The sequence below is a fragment of the Rathayibacter sp. Leaf185 genome (genome assembly GCF_001423885.1).
Taxonomy (GTDB): domain Bacteria; phylum Actinomycetota; class Actinomycetes; order Actinomycetales; family Microbacteriaceae; genus Rathayibacter.
This window is the reverse complement of the sequence record NZ_LMPP01000001.1, coordinates 963,617-977,978: the sequence shown is the minus strand read 5'-3', so window position 1 is coordinate 977,978 and position 14,362 is coordinate 963,617. Positions and strand designations below refer to the sequence as shown.

The following is a 14,362-nucleotide window of genomic DNA, read 5'->3' as shown; positions in this document are numbered from 1 at the left end:
CTTGTTCAGGCCGCGGGCAGGCCGCGTCCGTCTGGTGTGCGAATCGTTCCATCTCCGAGCCGATCGGTCACGAACGGTCGTCTCCACCGCCTCGAGGCGACCGTTCGCGACGGATCGATCACGCGGCGAGGCCGGCTCAGGATGCGAGCTGCTGCACTCGCTGCTTCGATAGGCCGAGCACGACGCCGGCCTCGGCCTGGCTCATGTGAGTCTGAGTGAGGAGGCCCCGAACCGCCTCGCGTCGCAGCAGCGCAGCGCGACCCTCCGCTTCCTCGGCCTGGGCGCGGAGGGCTTCCGCCTCCCGCCAGACGGCGGCCACTTCGGCGGGCAGCTCATAAGACAGGCGGACGGTCAGCTCCTCCTCGTCGACATCGAGGAGCGCGGAGATGACTCCGGTCGCCATCGAGGGGACCTCTCGGAGGGACCGTGCCTGAGTGACTGCGTCGAGCGCGGCGATCCGAATCATCCACCAGCGCCCCTCCCGGGTGACCACGGCGTCGAAGGTCCGCTCCGTCGTGCTGAGTCGCTCGATGCTCGTCACGCTGTCCTCCTTCTGCAGTGGGCCACGATGATCATCGCCAGCTCGCGGGGCTTCCCGGCTGTGCCTTGATGATCTGTGTGACGACTCCTGGCGACACCGTGCCGTGACGGGGGATCGCGATCACCTGCGTACCGTCCGGAGAGCCCCAGACGTTGTGCGGGCCCTTCTCGCGCAGCAGGCGCCACCCGGACGCCTCGAGGAACCGCTCGACCTCGCGCTGCTTCACTTCTTTGACCACGGTAGCGGACAATACCCCCTTGTCAACTAAGACAAGGGGGTATTGTCGCAGACCGCGCAGGACGCGGCGCGAGCCCGCGTCAGGTCTTGTTGCGGGCCATCACCGCGCGCTGCAGCAGCACGAAGACCAGGAGGATGCCGCCCGTGATGATCGTCGTCGCCTCGGGCGGGATGCCGCCGTCGCGGGTGATCAGGACGTTCATCAGACCGAGCACCAGGGCGCCGATCACCGAGCCGAGCACGAAGCCGACGCCGCCGGTGAGCAGCGTGCCTCCGATGACGGTCGCCGCGATCGCGTCGAGCTCCCAGCCGGTGCCGGTGATGTTCTGCGCGCTGCCCAGACGGGCCGTGTAGACGACGCCGGCGAGGCCGGCGAGGGTGCCGCTGATCACGTAGATGAGCAGCTTCGTCCGCAGCACCGGGAGGCCCATCAGGGCCGCCGACTGCTCGGATCCGCCCATCGCGTAGACCGTGCGGCCGAGACGGGTGCGGTGCAGGACGAAGAACGCTCCCGCGACGACCAGCAGAGCGATGATCACTCCGGGGCTGATCACGAAGTCGTTGACCTTCGGGCCGTCGATCAGCTTGATCGGGGAGGCCAGGCCGAGCACGGCCGAGTCCTCGGGGAGGCGCTCCGGCACGGTGCTCAGCATCGAGGCGAGACCCCGGGCGAGGAACATCATCGCGAGCGTCGCGATGAACGGCTGCACGTTGAAGTACTGGATCAGCACGCCCGACACGAGGCCGAAGCCCGAGCCGATCAGGACCATCAGCACCATCACGAGCCACGGGTTCCAGCCGGCGTTGATGAGCAGCACGCCGCTCACGCTGCTGAAGGCGATGATCGCGCCGACCGAGAGGTCGATGCCTCCGGTCAGGATCACGAACGTGAGGCCCACGGCCAGGATGATCAGGTGCGCGTTGTTGATCAGCAGGTTCGAGATCGTGCTCGCCTGCAGGATACGGCCGTAGGCGGCCTCTCCGTAGACGATCATCGCGAGGAAGATGATCAGCGCCGCGAGGGTCGGCAGCTTGTCGAGGTGCTGGGTCAGCCACGACCTCGCCGACTGGCGGTTCGAGCTGGTCGGAGGGGCGGGTCGGGTCATCACGGCGCTCATGCGGGGATCGCCTCTTTCTGCGGTGCGCTGCGACGCGCCTCGCGACGTTGAGTGAAGGCCGAGCGCACGCGCTCCGACTGCAGCAGGCAGAGGGCGACGATCACGATCGCCTTGAAGGCGGGGGTCGCGCTCGAGGAGACGCCGAGGAACACGACCGTCTTGTCGAGCGTGGCGATCAGGAGGGCGCCGATGGCGGCTCCGGTGATGTTGAACTTGCCGCCGGCGAGCGACGTGCCGCCGACGACGACGGCGAGGATCGCGTCGAGCTCGAGCTGGTAGCCCGTCCGCGAGACGTCCACGGTCATCACGCTTGCGGTGGCGAAGATCCCGGCGACTCCGGCGAGCAGGCCGCTGCCGATGTACGCGGTCATCAGGAGGCCGCGGCGGTTGATGCCGGCGAGACGGGCGGCCTTGGGGTCCATGCCGATCGCCTCGATCATCAGGCCGAGAGCGGTGCGGCGCACCAGCACTCCGACCACGACGACGATCGCGATGGCGAGGAGGAAGACGACGGGGAGTCCGAAGACGTAGCCGTTCGCGATCCAGCGGAAGGGCTCGTTGGTCGCCGCGGTGTTCTGGCCGCCGGTGATCACCTTGGCGAGACCGCGGCCGGCGAGCATCACGACGAGGGTGCTGATGAAGGGCTGCAACCCGACGACCGAGACCAGGATGCCGTTCACTGCACCGAGGACCCCGGCGACGAGGAGGGCGACCGCGAAGGCCGCGGCAGCGGCGCCGAACGAGTCCGGAGCGCCGTTCGCGTTGAGGAACTCCATCGACACCGCACCGGCGACGACCATGATCGAGCCGACCGAGAGGTCGATGCCTCCGGTCGCGACAACGAGGCACATGCCGACCGCGATCATCAGGATGGGCGCTGCCGCCCTGGCGATGTCGATCACGTTGCCGACCAGGTAGCCGGTGGTCGGGTTGACCGACACGGCGAGGTAGGTCGGATCCTTCACGACGTTGACGAGGAGCAGCAGCACGATCGCCACGGCCCCCCAGAAGTACTGACGGCGGATCAGTCCGGTGAGGACCGAGCCCCGGCCGGGCCTGGTGTCGCTGCTCATGATGCGGCCTCCTGCGTGGCGCCTTCGAGAACGACGACGTCCTCGTCGACGACTCCCTCTGCGGCGATGGTAGTGACGATCGACTCCGCGGTGACAGCCGGACCGTTGAGGATCTCGGCGATCACGCGGTGGTCCTTCAGGACGATGATGCGATCGCTGAGGCGGACGACCTCGTCGAGCTCGGACGAGATGAACACCACGGCGACGCCCTCGCCCGCGAGAGCGACGACCTTCGCCTGGATCTCGGCCTTGGCTCCGACGTCGATGCCGCGGGTGGGCTCGTCGAGGATGAGGATCTCGGGGGAGGTCGCCAGCCAGCGTCCGAGGAGGACCTTCTGCTGGTTGCCTCCGGAGAGCTTGCTGATGGGCCGGTCGGGGTCGGCCGGGCGCACGTTGAGCTCGACCAGGTACTTGCCGACGATCTCGTCCTTCTCCTTCTTGGAGAGGGGGCGGGCCCAGCCGCGCTTGGCCTGCACCGCGAGTATGAGGTTCTCGCGGACCGAGAGGTCGCGGATGATGCCCTCGTCGCGGCGGTTCTCGCTCGAGAAGGCGATCTTGTGCGCGAGGCCGGCGGTCGGCGTCGGGACGTCGATCTTCTTGCCGTGCAGCGTGATCTCGCCGGTGTCGGGCTTGTCGACGCCGTAGATCAGGCGCGCGAGCTCGGTGCGGCCGGAGCCGAGGAGGCCGGCGAGTCCGACGACCTCTCCGCGGTGCAGGGTGATGTCGGTCGGATCGATCGAGCCCTTCTTGCCGAGCCCGGTCGCGGAGTAGAGCGGCGCCTCCTTGTAGAGGTGGTCGCTGTTCTCGCGCTCGGAGTCGAGCGAGCGCAGCGCCGCGATGTCCTTGCCGATCATCTTCGAGATCAGGGACGTGCGGTCGAGCTCGTGCGTGAGGTACTCGCCGACGTACTGCCCGTTGCGCAGCACCGTGAGCCGGTCGCTGATCGCGTAGACCTGGTCGAGGAAGTGCGAGACGAAGAGGATCGCGACACCCTCCGCGCGGAGGCGGCGGATGACGACGAAGAGGTTCTCGACCTCGTTCGCGTCGAGGCTCGAGGTCGGCTCGTCGAGGATCAGGACCCGGGAGTCGCTGACGGTCGAGCGGCTGATGGCGACGAGCTGCTGCATCGCGATGGAGAGCGAGGCGAGCGGCCGGCGCGGGTCGAGGTGCCCGAGACCGAGCTTCTCGAGGGCGGTGCGGGCGGCGTCGTGGGTCGCGCGCCAGTTGATGCCGAAGGGCCCCCGCACTTCGTAGCCCAGCATGACGTTCTCGCCGATGCTGAGGTTGGTGCAGAGGTTGACCTCTTGGTAGACCGTGGAGATCCCGGCGGCCTGCGCGTCGGCGGTGCCCGTCAGACGCCGCGTCTCGCCACCGACGACGATGTCTCCGCTGTCGATCGTGTAGACGCCCGTCAGCGCCTTGATGAGGGTGGACTTGCCGGCGCCGTTCTCGCCCATGAGGGTGTGGACCTCGCCCGGGAACAGGCGGAAGTCGACTCCGTCGAGGGCTTTCACGCCGGGGAAGCTGATCGAGATGTTCTTCATCTCGACGATCGGAGGCGAACCTGTCATGCCGCGTCGTTCCGTTCTCGAGTGGCGCTTCGCTGCGCCGGAGGCCGGAGCGACCGGGACCCGATGGGGATCCCGGTCGCTCCGCGTGGAGTGGTGCTGTCTAGAGGTGGTTCCTAGAACTTGCGGTCGGGCAGGGCGGTCGACGCGGCCTCGGGCGAGTCGAACGTCTCGCTCGGGACGACGATCGAGGACTCGACCGTGTCGCCGGCGAGGGTCTTCTCGACGGCGTCGAGGGCGGTCTCGCCGAACAGCGGGTTGTACTCGGCGACGAAGCTCAGCTTGCCGTCGGCGAGGGCCTGCAGGGCGTTCTTGGTGCCGTCGATCGTGGCGATCTTGACGTCGACTCCCGGGGTGAGTCCGGCCTCCTCGACGGCCTGGACGGCGCCGAGGCCCATCTCGTCGTTCTGGGCGAAGACCATCTGGACGTCGTTGTTGTTCGACTTCAGGACGGTCTCGAAGACGCTCTTCGCCTCTTCGGTCGACCAGTTCGCGGTCTGCGCGCCGACCTTGGTGAAGGCGGAGTCGGCGCCGATGACCTCGTCCCAGCCCTCGTTGCGCTCGTTGACGACCGAGACGCCCGCGGGGCCCTCGAGCGTGAAGTACTTCGCGCCGTCGGGGAACGTGGACGTGGCCCAGTCGGCGACCGAGGTGCTGACCGCGATGTTGTCGGGCGCGATGCGGGTGACGTAGAGGTCGGTGTCGTCGGGCTCGATGCCGCGGTCGATCAGGATGACCGGGATCTCGGCCTCCTGGGCGCGCGCGAGCGAGTCCTCCCAGCCGGAGCCCTCGGTCGCCGACAGCAGGATCACGTCGACGCCCTCGTCCACGAAGGAGGTGAAGGAGTCGATCTGCGACTTCTGGTCTCCGTTGGTGGCGGGTGCGTACTTGAGGTCGTAGCCGGCCTCCTCGGTGAACGTCTCCTCGATGTTGGTCTCGTTGGCCTGGCGCCAGGCGCCCTCGGGGCCGACGGCCACGAAGCCGATGGTGGTCAGGTCGCCGTCCGAACCGGAGCCGGAGCCCGAGTCCGATCCGCCGGAGCAGCCCGCGAGGCCGAGCGCGAGGGCGCCGACTGCTGCGAATCCGAGGAACTGGCCGAAACGCCTCTTGTTGTACATGGATCTCCTCCTTGAGATCACGGGCGCGCAGGAGCGCCCGTGCGGGTGCGGGCCCAGGGGCCCGGATGTGGTGAATGCGGTGCGGACCTGGCGGCCCGAGGTGCAGAGGTGCAGGATGTGCAGTGGACAACGGCTGAGCGCGTCCTCATCCGGAATGTTACCGTGAACAATTCTTGTGACGCAACAGCGGTGTCGACGGGTCCGGTAACGATTGCGTACTCGGTGCTCGACCGGCTGTGTCAGGGGCGGGCCACGGGCTGCCGGAGGATCGTCCGGAGCCTCTCGGGCGCGGCTCGCCGCGGATCGCCGAGGTAGATCTCGTGGTGCCGGCCCGTCATCCGGAGGCCGTTCGCCGGGATGAACGTCTCGTGCATCGCGGCGAGGACGGGGCCCTCGGCGTCGTACGGACCGAGGTGCAGGATCTGCACGGCGAGGCCCTCCTCGAGGGTGTCCATGCGGAGGCGATCGAGGGCCGGCGCGCGGCCCTTGCGTCCTGCCGCGGCCACCGCCTCCGCCACGTGCTCGTCGGTGAGCCAGTCGGGCGTCAGGATCATGGCCGTCCAGCTCCACCGGTCCTTGTCGCGGGACGCGGTGAAGGCGCTCATGTCCTCCGACCACCACAGCGCCTCCAGCGGCATCACCGTGAAGTCGCGGTCGAGGTCGTTCCTGCTGAGGAACTTGAGCGCGTAGGCGACGGGGTAGAGCGTGGCGAGGGCGTCGGAGTAGGCGGCGGCAGTGTTCGGATCGCCGTGCCCGTCGATCATGAGGAAGCGGGCCGGTGCGACGTCGACGATCTCGAAGCGGCCGTGCGGCGCGCGGTAGGTCGCGATCCGCTTCTTCAGGTCGAGCGCCGCCATCGTGTCCTCCGGAACACCATGATGCCGCGACGGATCGACAGTGCGTCAGACCATCGTGCCGCCCGACGCGACGACGCGGCCGCGGTGCAGGACGAGGCGGTCGGGGTCGCGGTCCATCACCGCGGCGGTGGGGGTGTCGCCGCGCAGGACGACGAGCTCGGACGGGTCGCCGACGGCGAGGCCCGGGCGGTCGCCGACGGAGGAGAGGCGGTGCAGACCGCCGTCGATCACGGAGGCGCCGCCCCAGGTCGCGACCGTGAGCGCGTGCTCGATGTCGACGTCGTTGTCGAAGCCCTGGCCGTGCGAGAGGAGGAACGCGCGCTCGAGCATGTCGCCGTTGCCCCACGGCGACCAGTAGTCGCGCTGGCCGTCCATGCCGAGGCCGACGCGCACGCCGGCGGCGAGCAGCTGCAGGAGCGGCAGTTCGGCGCCGTGACCCGGTGCGATCGTCGTCAGCGCCACGTCGAGCGCGGCGAGTCCGTCGATCGACTTCGCGACCCCGCGCTCGCTGGAGGACAGGGCGAAGGCGTGCGAGATCGACACCCGCCCCTGCATCCCGTGGGCGCGGATCCGCTCGGCGATGAGGTCCATCGAGAAGAGACCGAGCGAGCCGCGCTCGTGCAGGTGGATGTCGAGGCCGACTCCGTGCTTCTCGGCGAGCGCGAAGACCGCGTCGAGGTGGCGCACCGGATCGCGGTCGATCTCGCACGGGTCGATGCCGCCGATCAGGTCGCCGCCGAGCGAGAGGGCCTCGTCGAGCAGCTCGACGACTCCGGGCTCCACGAAGACGCCGACCTGGGGGAACACGACGATCTCGACATCGGCACGATCGCGGTGCGCCTCGCGGGCGGCGAGCACGCCCTCGAACTTCTCGAGGCCGGAGTCGGCGTCGACCTGGGCGTGACTGCGCACGCGGGTCGCGCCCTTCTCGATCATCGTCGCCAGGGTCGAGGTCGCGCGGTCGGCGACCGGCGCCTCCGCGCTGCGCCAGTGCGCGCGGTCGTTCATGATGCGGCCCCAGCGGCCCTCCTCCCCGGTGCGCGGCCGGAACGGCAGGCCGAGGCGCGTCGAGTCGAGGTGCACGTGCACATCCGAGAAGGAGGGGACCAGGATGCCGCCGCGGCCGTCGACGACCGTGTCGGCCGACCCCTCGCCGACCGGGGTGATCGCGACGATGCCGGTCTCGTCGACGACGACGTCGCGCGCCTCGCCTCCCCAGGGGCGGACGTCGCGGAGGAGCGTGGAGTTCGGCATGGGGTCGAGCCTTTCAGATCGAGTGCAGGGTTCCTTCGGTGGCGGGTGCTCAGTCGGTGAACGACACGTCGCTCAGCACGTACTCGCCGTCGGCGCGGGGCGTCCACTCGATGCCGGGGGCGACCGCGTAGTCGGCGTCCGGAGTGAACAGCGGGTCGATGAACGCGTTGTCGATGTTGGTCTGCGCGATCTCGCCGAAGACGGCGTCGCGCTCGTCGCCGGTCACGGTGCGCTGCTTCTCGACGAGGGCCGCGAGCTCGGGCGACTTCGCGTAGTCGTTCTGGCCGCCGGCGAAGAGGTTCGTCGCGGGCATGTCGCCGTCCATCGTCGACGGCGCCCAGGTGTTGAGGTACAGGCCCTCGACCGAGACGGTGCCGTAGATGATGTTCGAGAGGCTCGCCTGGTCGGTGCCCTTGAGCTCGACCGTCATGCCCGCCGCCTCGAGGTAGCCGCCGATCGCCTGGGCGATCTCGGACGAGAGCGGGATGCGCCCCTCCGTCGCGTACTGGAGCGGGATGGTCTCGCCGCTGTAGCCGGCCTCGGCGAGGAGCGCCTTCGCGGCGTCGGGGTCGTACTCGGTGGCGTCGATGTCGGCGTAGCCCGTCACATCCGGAGCCACGATCTGGTCGTTCGCGACCGCGCGGCCGCCCAGCACGCCGTCGACCAGCGACTGCTTGTCGATGGCGAGCCAGATCGCCTGGCGGATGCGGGAGTCGGCCAGCACTCCGGTGCTCGAGTTCATCCCGAGGAAGGTCACGCCGTTGGCGGTGCGCGAGGCGACCTCGATGCCGCTGCCGCTCAGCGAGTCGACCTGGTTGGGCGAGATGAGGGCGATGTCGAGGCTGCCGGACGAGACTCCGTTGAGCCGCGCGTCGGAGTCGCCGACGGTCTGGAAGGTGACCTTCTCGACCTCGGGCTCCTCGCCCCAGTAGTCGGGGTTCCTCTCGATGACGTACTCGACGCCGCGGGTGTAGCTGACGAAGCGGAACGGGCCGCTGCCCACGGGGGCGGCCGCGAAGCCCTCCGAGCCGAGCTCGGTGTAGACCTTCTCGGGCACGATCGAGATGGCGGTCGTGATCGACGGCCACGGCGAGAAGGGCGCGTTCAGGGTGAAGACGACCGTGGTGTCGTCGGTCGCCTCGACCGACTGCAGCACGCCCATGTAGCCGAGGTTGTCGGAGTCGGGCGAGGCCAGGATCGTGGTGTAGGTGAACGCGACGTCGCCGGCCGTGACCGGGTCGCCGTTCGAGAAGACGGCGTCGTCGCGGAGGGTGAACGTCCACGTCGTGAGGTCCTCGCTCGGCGTCCACTCGGTGGCGAGCGAGGGCTCGATCGCGCCGTCGGCGTCGAGCTTCGTGAGCTGGTCGAACACGTTGTAGTAGTAGTTGTAGCCCGCGAGGGACCCGTCCATGATCGGGTCGGGCGCGCTCTCCGGCTCCGCCACCTGGCCGATGACGATGTCGCGGTCGGCCGAGGCTCCGCTCGAGGCGCCCGAGCAGCCGGTGAGGGCCGCGATCGTGAGCGCGAGGGTCGTGAGGGCGATGACGGGCGTGGCCCGGTTCCTGGTCATGAGCGGCTGATTCCTTCGGTCGGAGATGCGGCGGGTGCGAGGGGGGAGGCGGCAGGCGCGTCGGGACGCTGCCGGGGGTCGGAGAGGGGGATGGAGTCGAGGAGCGAGCGCGTGTAGGGGTGCGCGGGGGCGTCGAACACCTGGTCGCGGGTGCCGACCTCGACGAACTCGCCGCGGTTCATCACCGCGACGCGATCGGAGAGGTAGCGCACCACGGCCAGGTCGTGGGCGATGAAGAGGTACGAGAGTCCGCGCGCGGCCTGCAGGTCCTTCAGCAGGTTGATGACCTGCGCCTGCACCGACACGTCGAGGGCCGAGACCGGCTCGTCGAGCACGAGCACGTCGGGTTCGAGCGCGAGAGCGCGAGCGATGCCGATCCGCTGGCGCTGCCCGCCCGAGAACTGGCCGGGGCGCCGCTCGAGCGCGTCCGTCCCGAGGCCGACGTCGTCGAGGAGCGAGACCACGCGGTCGCGGGAGTAGCGCCCGGCGATGCGCAGCGGCTCCGCCACGATCTCGTGCGCCGTCAGCCGCGGGTTGAGGGCCGAGTACGGATCCTGGAACACGAGCTGCATCCGGTTCTGCACGCTCCGGCGCTCGCGGCTCGAGAGGGTGTCGAGCCGGCGCCCGAGCACCTCGATCGAGCCGCTCGCGACGGGGTTGAGGCCGAAGATCGTGCGGACCAGGGTCGACTTGCCGCAGCCGGACTCGCCGACGAGCCCGAGGGTCTCGCCGCGCCCGAGCTCGAACGAGACGCCCTTGACCGCCTCGATGACGCGTCGCGAGCGCAGGCCCGTGCGCTGAGGGAACCGCACGTGCAGGTCGTCGACCTTCAGCACCGGCGCGTTCACGCGGTCACCTCGGCGGCGAACCGCGGCGTCTGCCGCGCGAAGTGGCACGCGGCCCACTGGTCGCCTCCGACGTCCTCGAGCAGCGGCTCGAGCTGCGTGCAGAGCTCCGACTTGGCGGGCAGCTCGCAGCGGGGCGCGAACGGGCAGCCGCGCGGGCGGTTCTGCGGCGACGGAGGCGAGCCCGGGATCGCGTAGACGCGGTCGCCACTGTGCTCGGCCGACAGGAGGCTGCCGAGCAGCCCCGCCGTGTAGGGGTGCGTGGGGTGCGCGAAGACGTCCCAGACCGAGCCCCGCTCGACCACGCGGCCGGAGTAGAGGATGCAGACCACGTCGGCGACCTCGGCCACGAGTCCCAGATCGTGCGTGATCAGCACCATCGCGGCGTCGGTCTTGGCGCGCACGGTGCCGAGGACGGTCATGATCTGCGCCTGGATGGTGACGTCGAGTGCGGTGGTCGGCTCGTCGGCGATCAGCACCGAGGGTTCGTTCGCCATCGCCATCGCGATGACGGCGCGCTGCCGCATGCCTCCCGACCACTGGTGCGGGTAGGCCTTGGCGCGCTGCTCCGGATCGGGGACCCCGACGTCGGTGAGGAGGCCCGTGACCCGGCGCCGCACCTCGGCGCGGCCGAGCGAGCGGTCGTGCACCTTCAGCGCCCGTCCGATCTGGCCGCCGACCCGCTTGACGGGGTTCAGCGCCGTCATCGGGTCCTGGAAGATCATCGCGAGCTCGCTGCCGCGCAGGCCCCGCAGCTCCGGCTCCGGCATCCCGAGCACATCGCGGCCGCGGTAGTGCACAGTGCCGCCGAGCACCTCGAGTCCCGCGGGGAGCAGGCCGAGCACGGCCAGCATCGTGACGCTCTTGCCCGAGCCCGACTCGCCGACGAGGCAGAGCACCTCGCGCTCGTGCAGCGTGAACGAGACGCGGTCGACGAGGGTGACGGTGTCGCCGTGCTCGTCGGTGTAGCCGACGCTGAGGCTCTGCACGTCGAGGAGGACCGCGCGGTCCTCGGGGGAGGAGGGGCTGGTCATCGGAGGCTCCGCTTCACGGATCGTCGTGACGTGCGTCGGAAAGTGGTCGCCGAGCCCTCGGCGGTGAAGCGCTGGCTCAGCAGGTTGGTGCCGGCGACCGTGAGGAAGATCGCGACGCCGGGGATGATCGCGAGGTGCGGCGCCTGGCGGACGTAGTCCTGGCCCTCGCTGATCATCAGGCCCCAGCTGGGTGTCGGCGCCTGCACGCCGAGGCCGAGGAAGTCGAAGGAGGAGGTGAGAAGCATGACCGCGCCGATGTCGCTGGAGGCCAGGATCATCATCTGCACCGCCACGTTCGGGACGATGTGGCGCCGCACCGTCCACACTCCGCCCGCGCCCTGGATCCGCGGGGCGAGCACGAAGTCGCGGTCGCGCAGCGCCATCGCGGTGCTGCGGGCGACCCGGGCGTAGCCGACCCAGTAGGTCGCGGCGAGCACGGTGATCATCAGCCAGACGCTCGGGCCGAGCGAGGCCGCGAGGGCGATCAGCACCAGGATCACGGGCATCGCGAGCTGGATGTCGGCGAGGCCCATCAGCACGTTGTCGGTCCGGCCGCCGACATATCCCGACCAGGTGCCGATCGTCATCCCGACGAGGCTGTTGACCACCACGATCAGCAGGACGATCCCGAGCGTGACCCGCCCGGCGAGGGCGAGGCGGCTGGCCTCGTCGCGGCCCAGCGCGTCGGTGCCCAGCCAGTGCTCGGCGAACGCGCCCGGTGCGGCGAGGACCTTCGAGAGGTCCTGTGCGAAGGGGTCGTAGCCGGGCAGGAGCGGGTAGACGAGCGAGAAGAGGACGATCGAGCCGACCATGGCGGCGCCGAGGACCTGCAGGGCGGGCACCCGGCGTCCGCGGGTGAAGGCGGTGGTGATGCCGGCGCGGAGAGCCCCGGTGCGGATGATCTCGGTGGTGGTCATGCGAGCCTCACTCGGGGATCGATGAGCCCGGACACGACGTCGACGAGCAGGTTGGCGAGGATGAACAGCAGGGCCACGACGATGAGTCCGGACTGCACGACCGGGAAGTCGCGGGAGTAGACCGCGCCGAGCATCAGCTGCCCCATCCCCGGCCAGGCGAAGACGTTCTCGACGATGACGAGACCGCCGAGGAACGAGCCGAGGCTGATCCCGGCCACGGTCAGCACGGGCAGGAACGCGTTGGGCAGCAGCTCGCCGACGACCACGCGGAAGCGGTTCTCGCCGCGCGCGAAGGCGGTGCGGGCGTAGTCCTGCGTCGACTGCTCGGTCAGGGCGTTGTCGAGCAGCCGCGTGTAGAGCACGAACTGACCCGTCGCGATGGTGAGCGCCGGCATGATGATCGCCAGCGGGTCCCGGTTGCCGAGCGAGGGCAGCAGCCCCAGCCAGACCGACAGGATCAGCACCAGCAGCAGGCCGAAGAAGAAGTCGGGGATCGCCTGGCGGGTCGAGCCGAGGCCGAGCGACAGGGCGCGGAGCCCGCGGGAGCGGGTGAGCTGGATGGCGACTCCGGCCACGAGCGCGAGCGCCAGGCCGAGCACGAGGCCGACCGCGCCGAGCGAGAGCGAGGCGGGCAGCCGCTCGAGGACAAGCTGCATCGACGAGACGCCGGCCTGGCGGTAGGAGTCGCCGAAGTCGCCGGTGACCAGCCCGCCGAGGTACTGCAGGTACTGCTGCCAGAGCGGCAGGTCGAAGCCGAGGCGGTGGTCGAGGTCGGCGATCTGCTCGGGCGAGGCGTTCTCGGTGAGCAGGAGCGCTGCGGGGCTGCCGCTGAGACGGCCCAGGCCGAAGGCGATCGTGACGACGGCGAAGATCGTCGCGAGACCCTGCGCGAGTCGTCTCACGATGTAGGGGCCCATGGCGCCGCCTCCGTTCTCGTTGGCTGTTGGTCGTGCTGTCGGTATACAGAATTGCGCTGTTTCTGTTTCGTGCGCATCACCGGAGGTTTCGGCTGTGTAAACAGTTCGGCGGGTTTCTGTATCCGGAGTCGGGTCGGGACGCCTTACTTTTCGCGTGTATCCGCTCCGGTTCGGCCGGTCTGCATACCGGTTCTGATCCAAGACGGCCACTCGACAGAGATGCGCGCTCCTCACTTCTGCATACAGAATGGGTGCAGGAGGACGACATGTCGACACGCATCATCACGTCGGAGGAGTGCGAGGCGCTCACTGAGTGGCCCGGGCTCATCGCCGCGCTCGCCGATGCCCACCGGGCGCTCGCCGACGGAGGCGCGGTGCAGCCGGTGCCCGAGGCCCTGCGGATCCCGGGCGACTCCAGCGCCGACGGCCCCGCGGCCGTCCCCATGAGCGCCTTCGCGCCCTACCTCGGACTCGCCTCGGTGAAGCTGCTGATCGACGCCCCGCGCAACCGCGCGAGCGGGCTGCCTCCGCAGCGCTCGACCGTGTCGCTCTACTCCGCCGACACCGCGGAGTGCCTCGCGCTGATCGACGGCCGAGCGCTGACCCGGCTGCGGACGGCCGCGGTCTCGGCGCTCGCGACATCGGTGCTCGCCCGCCCGGACTCCCGGATCCTCACCCTCGTCGGCGCAGGCCCCCTCGCCCGCGAGCACGCGCTCGCCCTCGGCTCGGTGCTCCAGCTCGATGAGGTGCGCGTCTGGTCTCCGTCGGGCTCGAGTGCCACGGCGCTCGCCGCCGAGCTCGTCGCGAACGGCGTCCCCGCGACGGCGCCGGGCGCTCTGGAGGACGCGGTGCGCGGCTCCGACGTCGTCTGCACCCTGACGCCGTCGGTCGAGCCGCTGCTCGACGCCTCCTGGCTCGCCGCCGGGATGCACGTGAACGCGGTCGGCTCGCCTCCCCGCCACGGGTACCGCGAGCTCGGGGCCGATGCCTTCGCGCGCGCGGACCGCGTCGTCGTCGACACCCGCGGCATCGCCTTCTCGGAGTCCGACAACATCCGCCACTCGGGGCTCTCTCCCGAGGAGGTGGCCGAGCTCGGCGAGGTGCTGGTCGGCCGCGCCACCGGGCGCCGATCCCGCGACGCCGTGACGGTGTTCAACTCCGTCGGCATCGGGCTGCAGGATCTGGCCGCCGGCGCCTACGTGCTCGCCCGGGCCGAGCGGGCGGCGCTCGGCGTCGAGGTCGAGACGCGGGCCGCCCGGTGACGGTGAGCGCGCCGACCCGGTTGAATGGGGGGAGTCGAGCGAAGGAGGCCC

The 14,362-nt window shown here is 70.0% G+C and carries 14 protein-coding genes; 1 reads left to right on the top strand and 13 read right to left on the bottom strand.

Features of this window, described 5'->3' with window-relative positions:
* Positions 1–136: 136 nt before the first annotated feature.
* The 13 genes from ASG06_RS04675 to ASG06_RS04615 all read right to left on the bottom strand — a co-directional run bounded on the left by ASG06_RS04675 (position 137) and on the right by ASG06_RS04615 (position 13,049).
* A complete protein-coding gene (locus tag ASG06_RS04675; protein ID WP_082498940.1) occupies positions 137–541 on the bottom strand; it encodes a hypothetical protein in 405 nt (134 codons plus the stop codon).
* Between the two features lie 31 nt (positions 542–572).
* Complete coding sequence (locus tag ASG06_RS04670; RefSeq protein WP_162238999.1) at positions 573–779, bottom strand: type II toxin-antitoxin system HicA family toxin; 207 nt, start codon at positions 777–779, stop codon at positions 573–575.
* Positions 780–858: 79 nt separating this feature from the next.
* Positions 859–1,896: an ABC transporter permease subunit gene (locus tag ASG06_RS04665; protein ID WP_056039151.1), complete on the bottom strand. Its 1,038-nt coding sequence runs from the start codon at positions 1,894–1,896 to the stop codon at positions 859–861.
* Entirely contained in the window at positions 1,893–2,969 is a 1,077-nt protein-coding gene (locus ASG06_RS04660) for an ABC transporter permease (protein ID WP_056039149.1), read from the bottom strand. The genes ASG06_RS04665 and ASG06_RS04660 overlap by 4 nt, the downstream gene beginning before the upstream one ends.
* Positions 2,966–4,540, bottom strand: a complete 1,575-nt coding sequence (locus ASG06_RS04655; protein WP_056039146.1) for a sugar ABC transporter ATP-binding protein — start codon at positions 4,538–4,540, stop codon at positions 2,966–2,968. The genes ASG06_RS04660 and ASG06_RS04655 overlap by 4 nt, the downstream gene beginning before the upstream one ends.
* A 113-nt stretch (positions 4,541–4,653) precedes the next feature.
* Positions 4,654–5,655, bottom strand: coding sequence for an ABC transporter substrate-binding protein (locus tag ASG06_RS04650; RefSeq protein WP_056039143.1), 1,002 nt, complete (start codon positions 5,653–5,655; stop codon positions 4,654–4,656).
* A gap of 239 nt (positions 5,656–5,894) precedes the next feature.
* Complete coding sequence (locus tag ASG06_RS04645) at positions 5,895–6,512, bottom strand: GyrI-like domain-containing protein (RefSeq protein ID WP_056039140.1); 618 nt, start codon at positions 6,510–6,512, stop codon at positions 5,895–5,897.
* Between the two features lie 45 nt (positions 6,513–6,557).
* Complete coding sequence (locus tag ASG06_RS04640; protein ID WP_056039139.1) at positions 6,558–7,766, bottom strand: amidohydrolase family protein; 1,209 nt, start codon at positions 7,764–7,766, stop codon at positions 6,558–6,560.
* 49 nt (positions 7,767–7,815) lie between these two features.
* On the bottom strand, positions 7,816–9,336 hold the full coding sequence (locus ASG06_RS04635) for an ABC transporter substrate-binding protein (protein WP_056039137.1): 1,521 nt from the start codon (positions 9,334–9,336) through the stop codon (positions 7,816–7,818).
* Positions 9,333–10,184 carry an ATP-binding cassette domain-containing protein gene (locus ASG06_RS04630; RefSeq protein WP_056039134.1) on the bottom strand — a complete coding sequence of 284 codons (852 nt, stop codon included), beginning with the start codon at positions 10,182–10,184 and terminating at the stop codon, positions 9,333–9,335. The genes ASG06_RS04635 and ASG06_RS04630 overlap by 4 nt, the downstream gene beginning before the upstream one ends.
* A complete protein-coding gene (locus tag ASG06_RS19835) occupies positions 10,181–11,215 on the bottom strand; it encodes an ABC transporter ATP-binding protein (protein WP_056039131.1) in 1,035 nt (344 codons plus the stop codon). The genes ASG06_RS04630 and ASG06_RS19835 overlap by 4 nt, the downstream gene beginning before the upstream one ends.
* Positions 11,212–12,132 carry an ABC transporter permease gene (locus ASG06_RS04620; RefSeq protein ID WP_056039128.1) on the bottom strand — a complete coding sequence of 307 codons (921 nt, stop codon included), beginning with the start codon at positions 12,130–12,132 and terminating at the stop codon, positions 11,212–11,214. Before ASG06_RS04620 ends, ASG06_RS19835 begins: the two co-directional genes overlap by 4 nt.
* A complete protein-coding gene (locus ASG06_RS04615) occupies positions 12,129–13,049 on the bottom strand; it encodes an ABC transporter permease (RefSeq protein WP_056039122.1) in 921 nt (306 codons plus the stop codon). Before ASG06_RS04615 ends, ASG06_RS04620 begins: the two co-directional genes overlap by 4 nt.
* Before the next feature lie 266 nt (positions 13,050–13,315).
* Here ASG06_RS04615 and ASG06_RS04610 point away from each other — a divergent pair, with 266 nt between their 5' ends.
* A complete protein-coding gene (locus ASG06_RS04610; protein WP_056039120.1) occupies positions 13,316–14,311 on the top strand; it encodes an ornithine cyclodeaminase family protein in 996 nt (331 codons plus the stop codon).
* Positions 14,312–14,362: the final 51 nt, after the last annotated feature.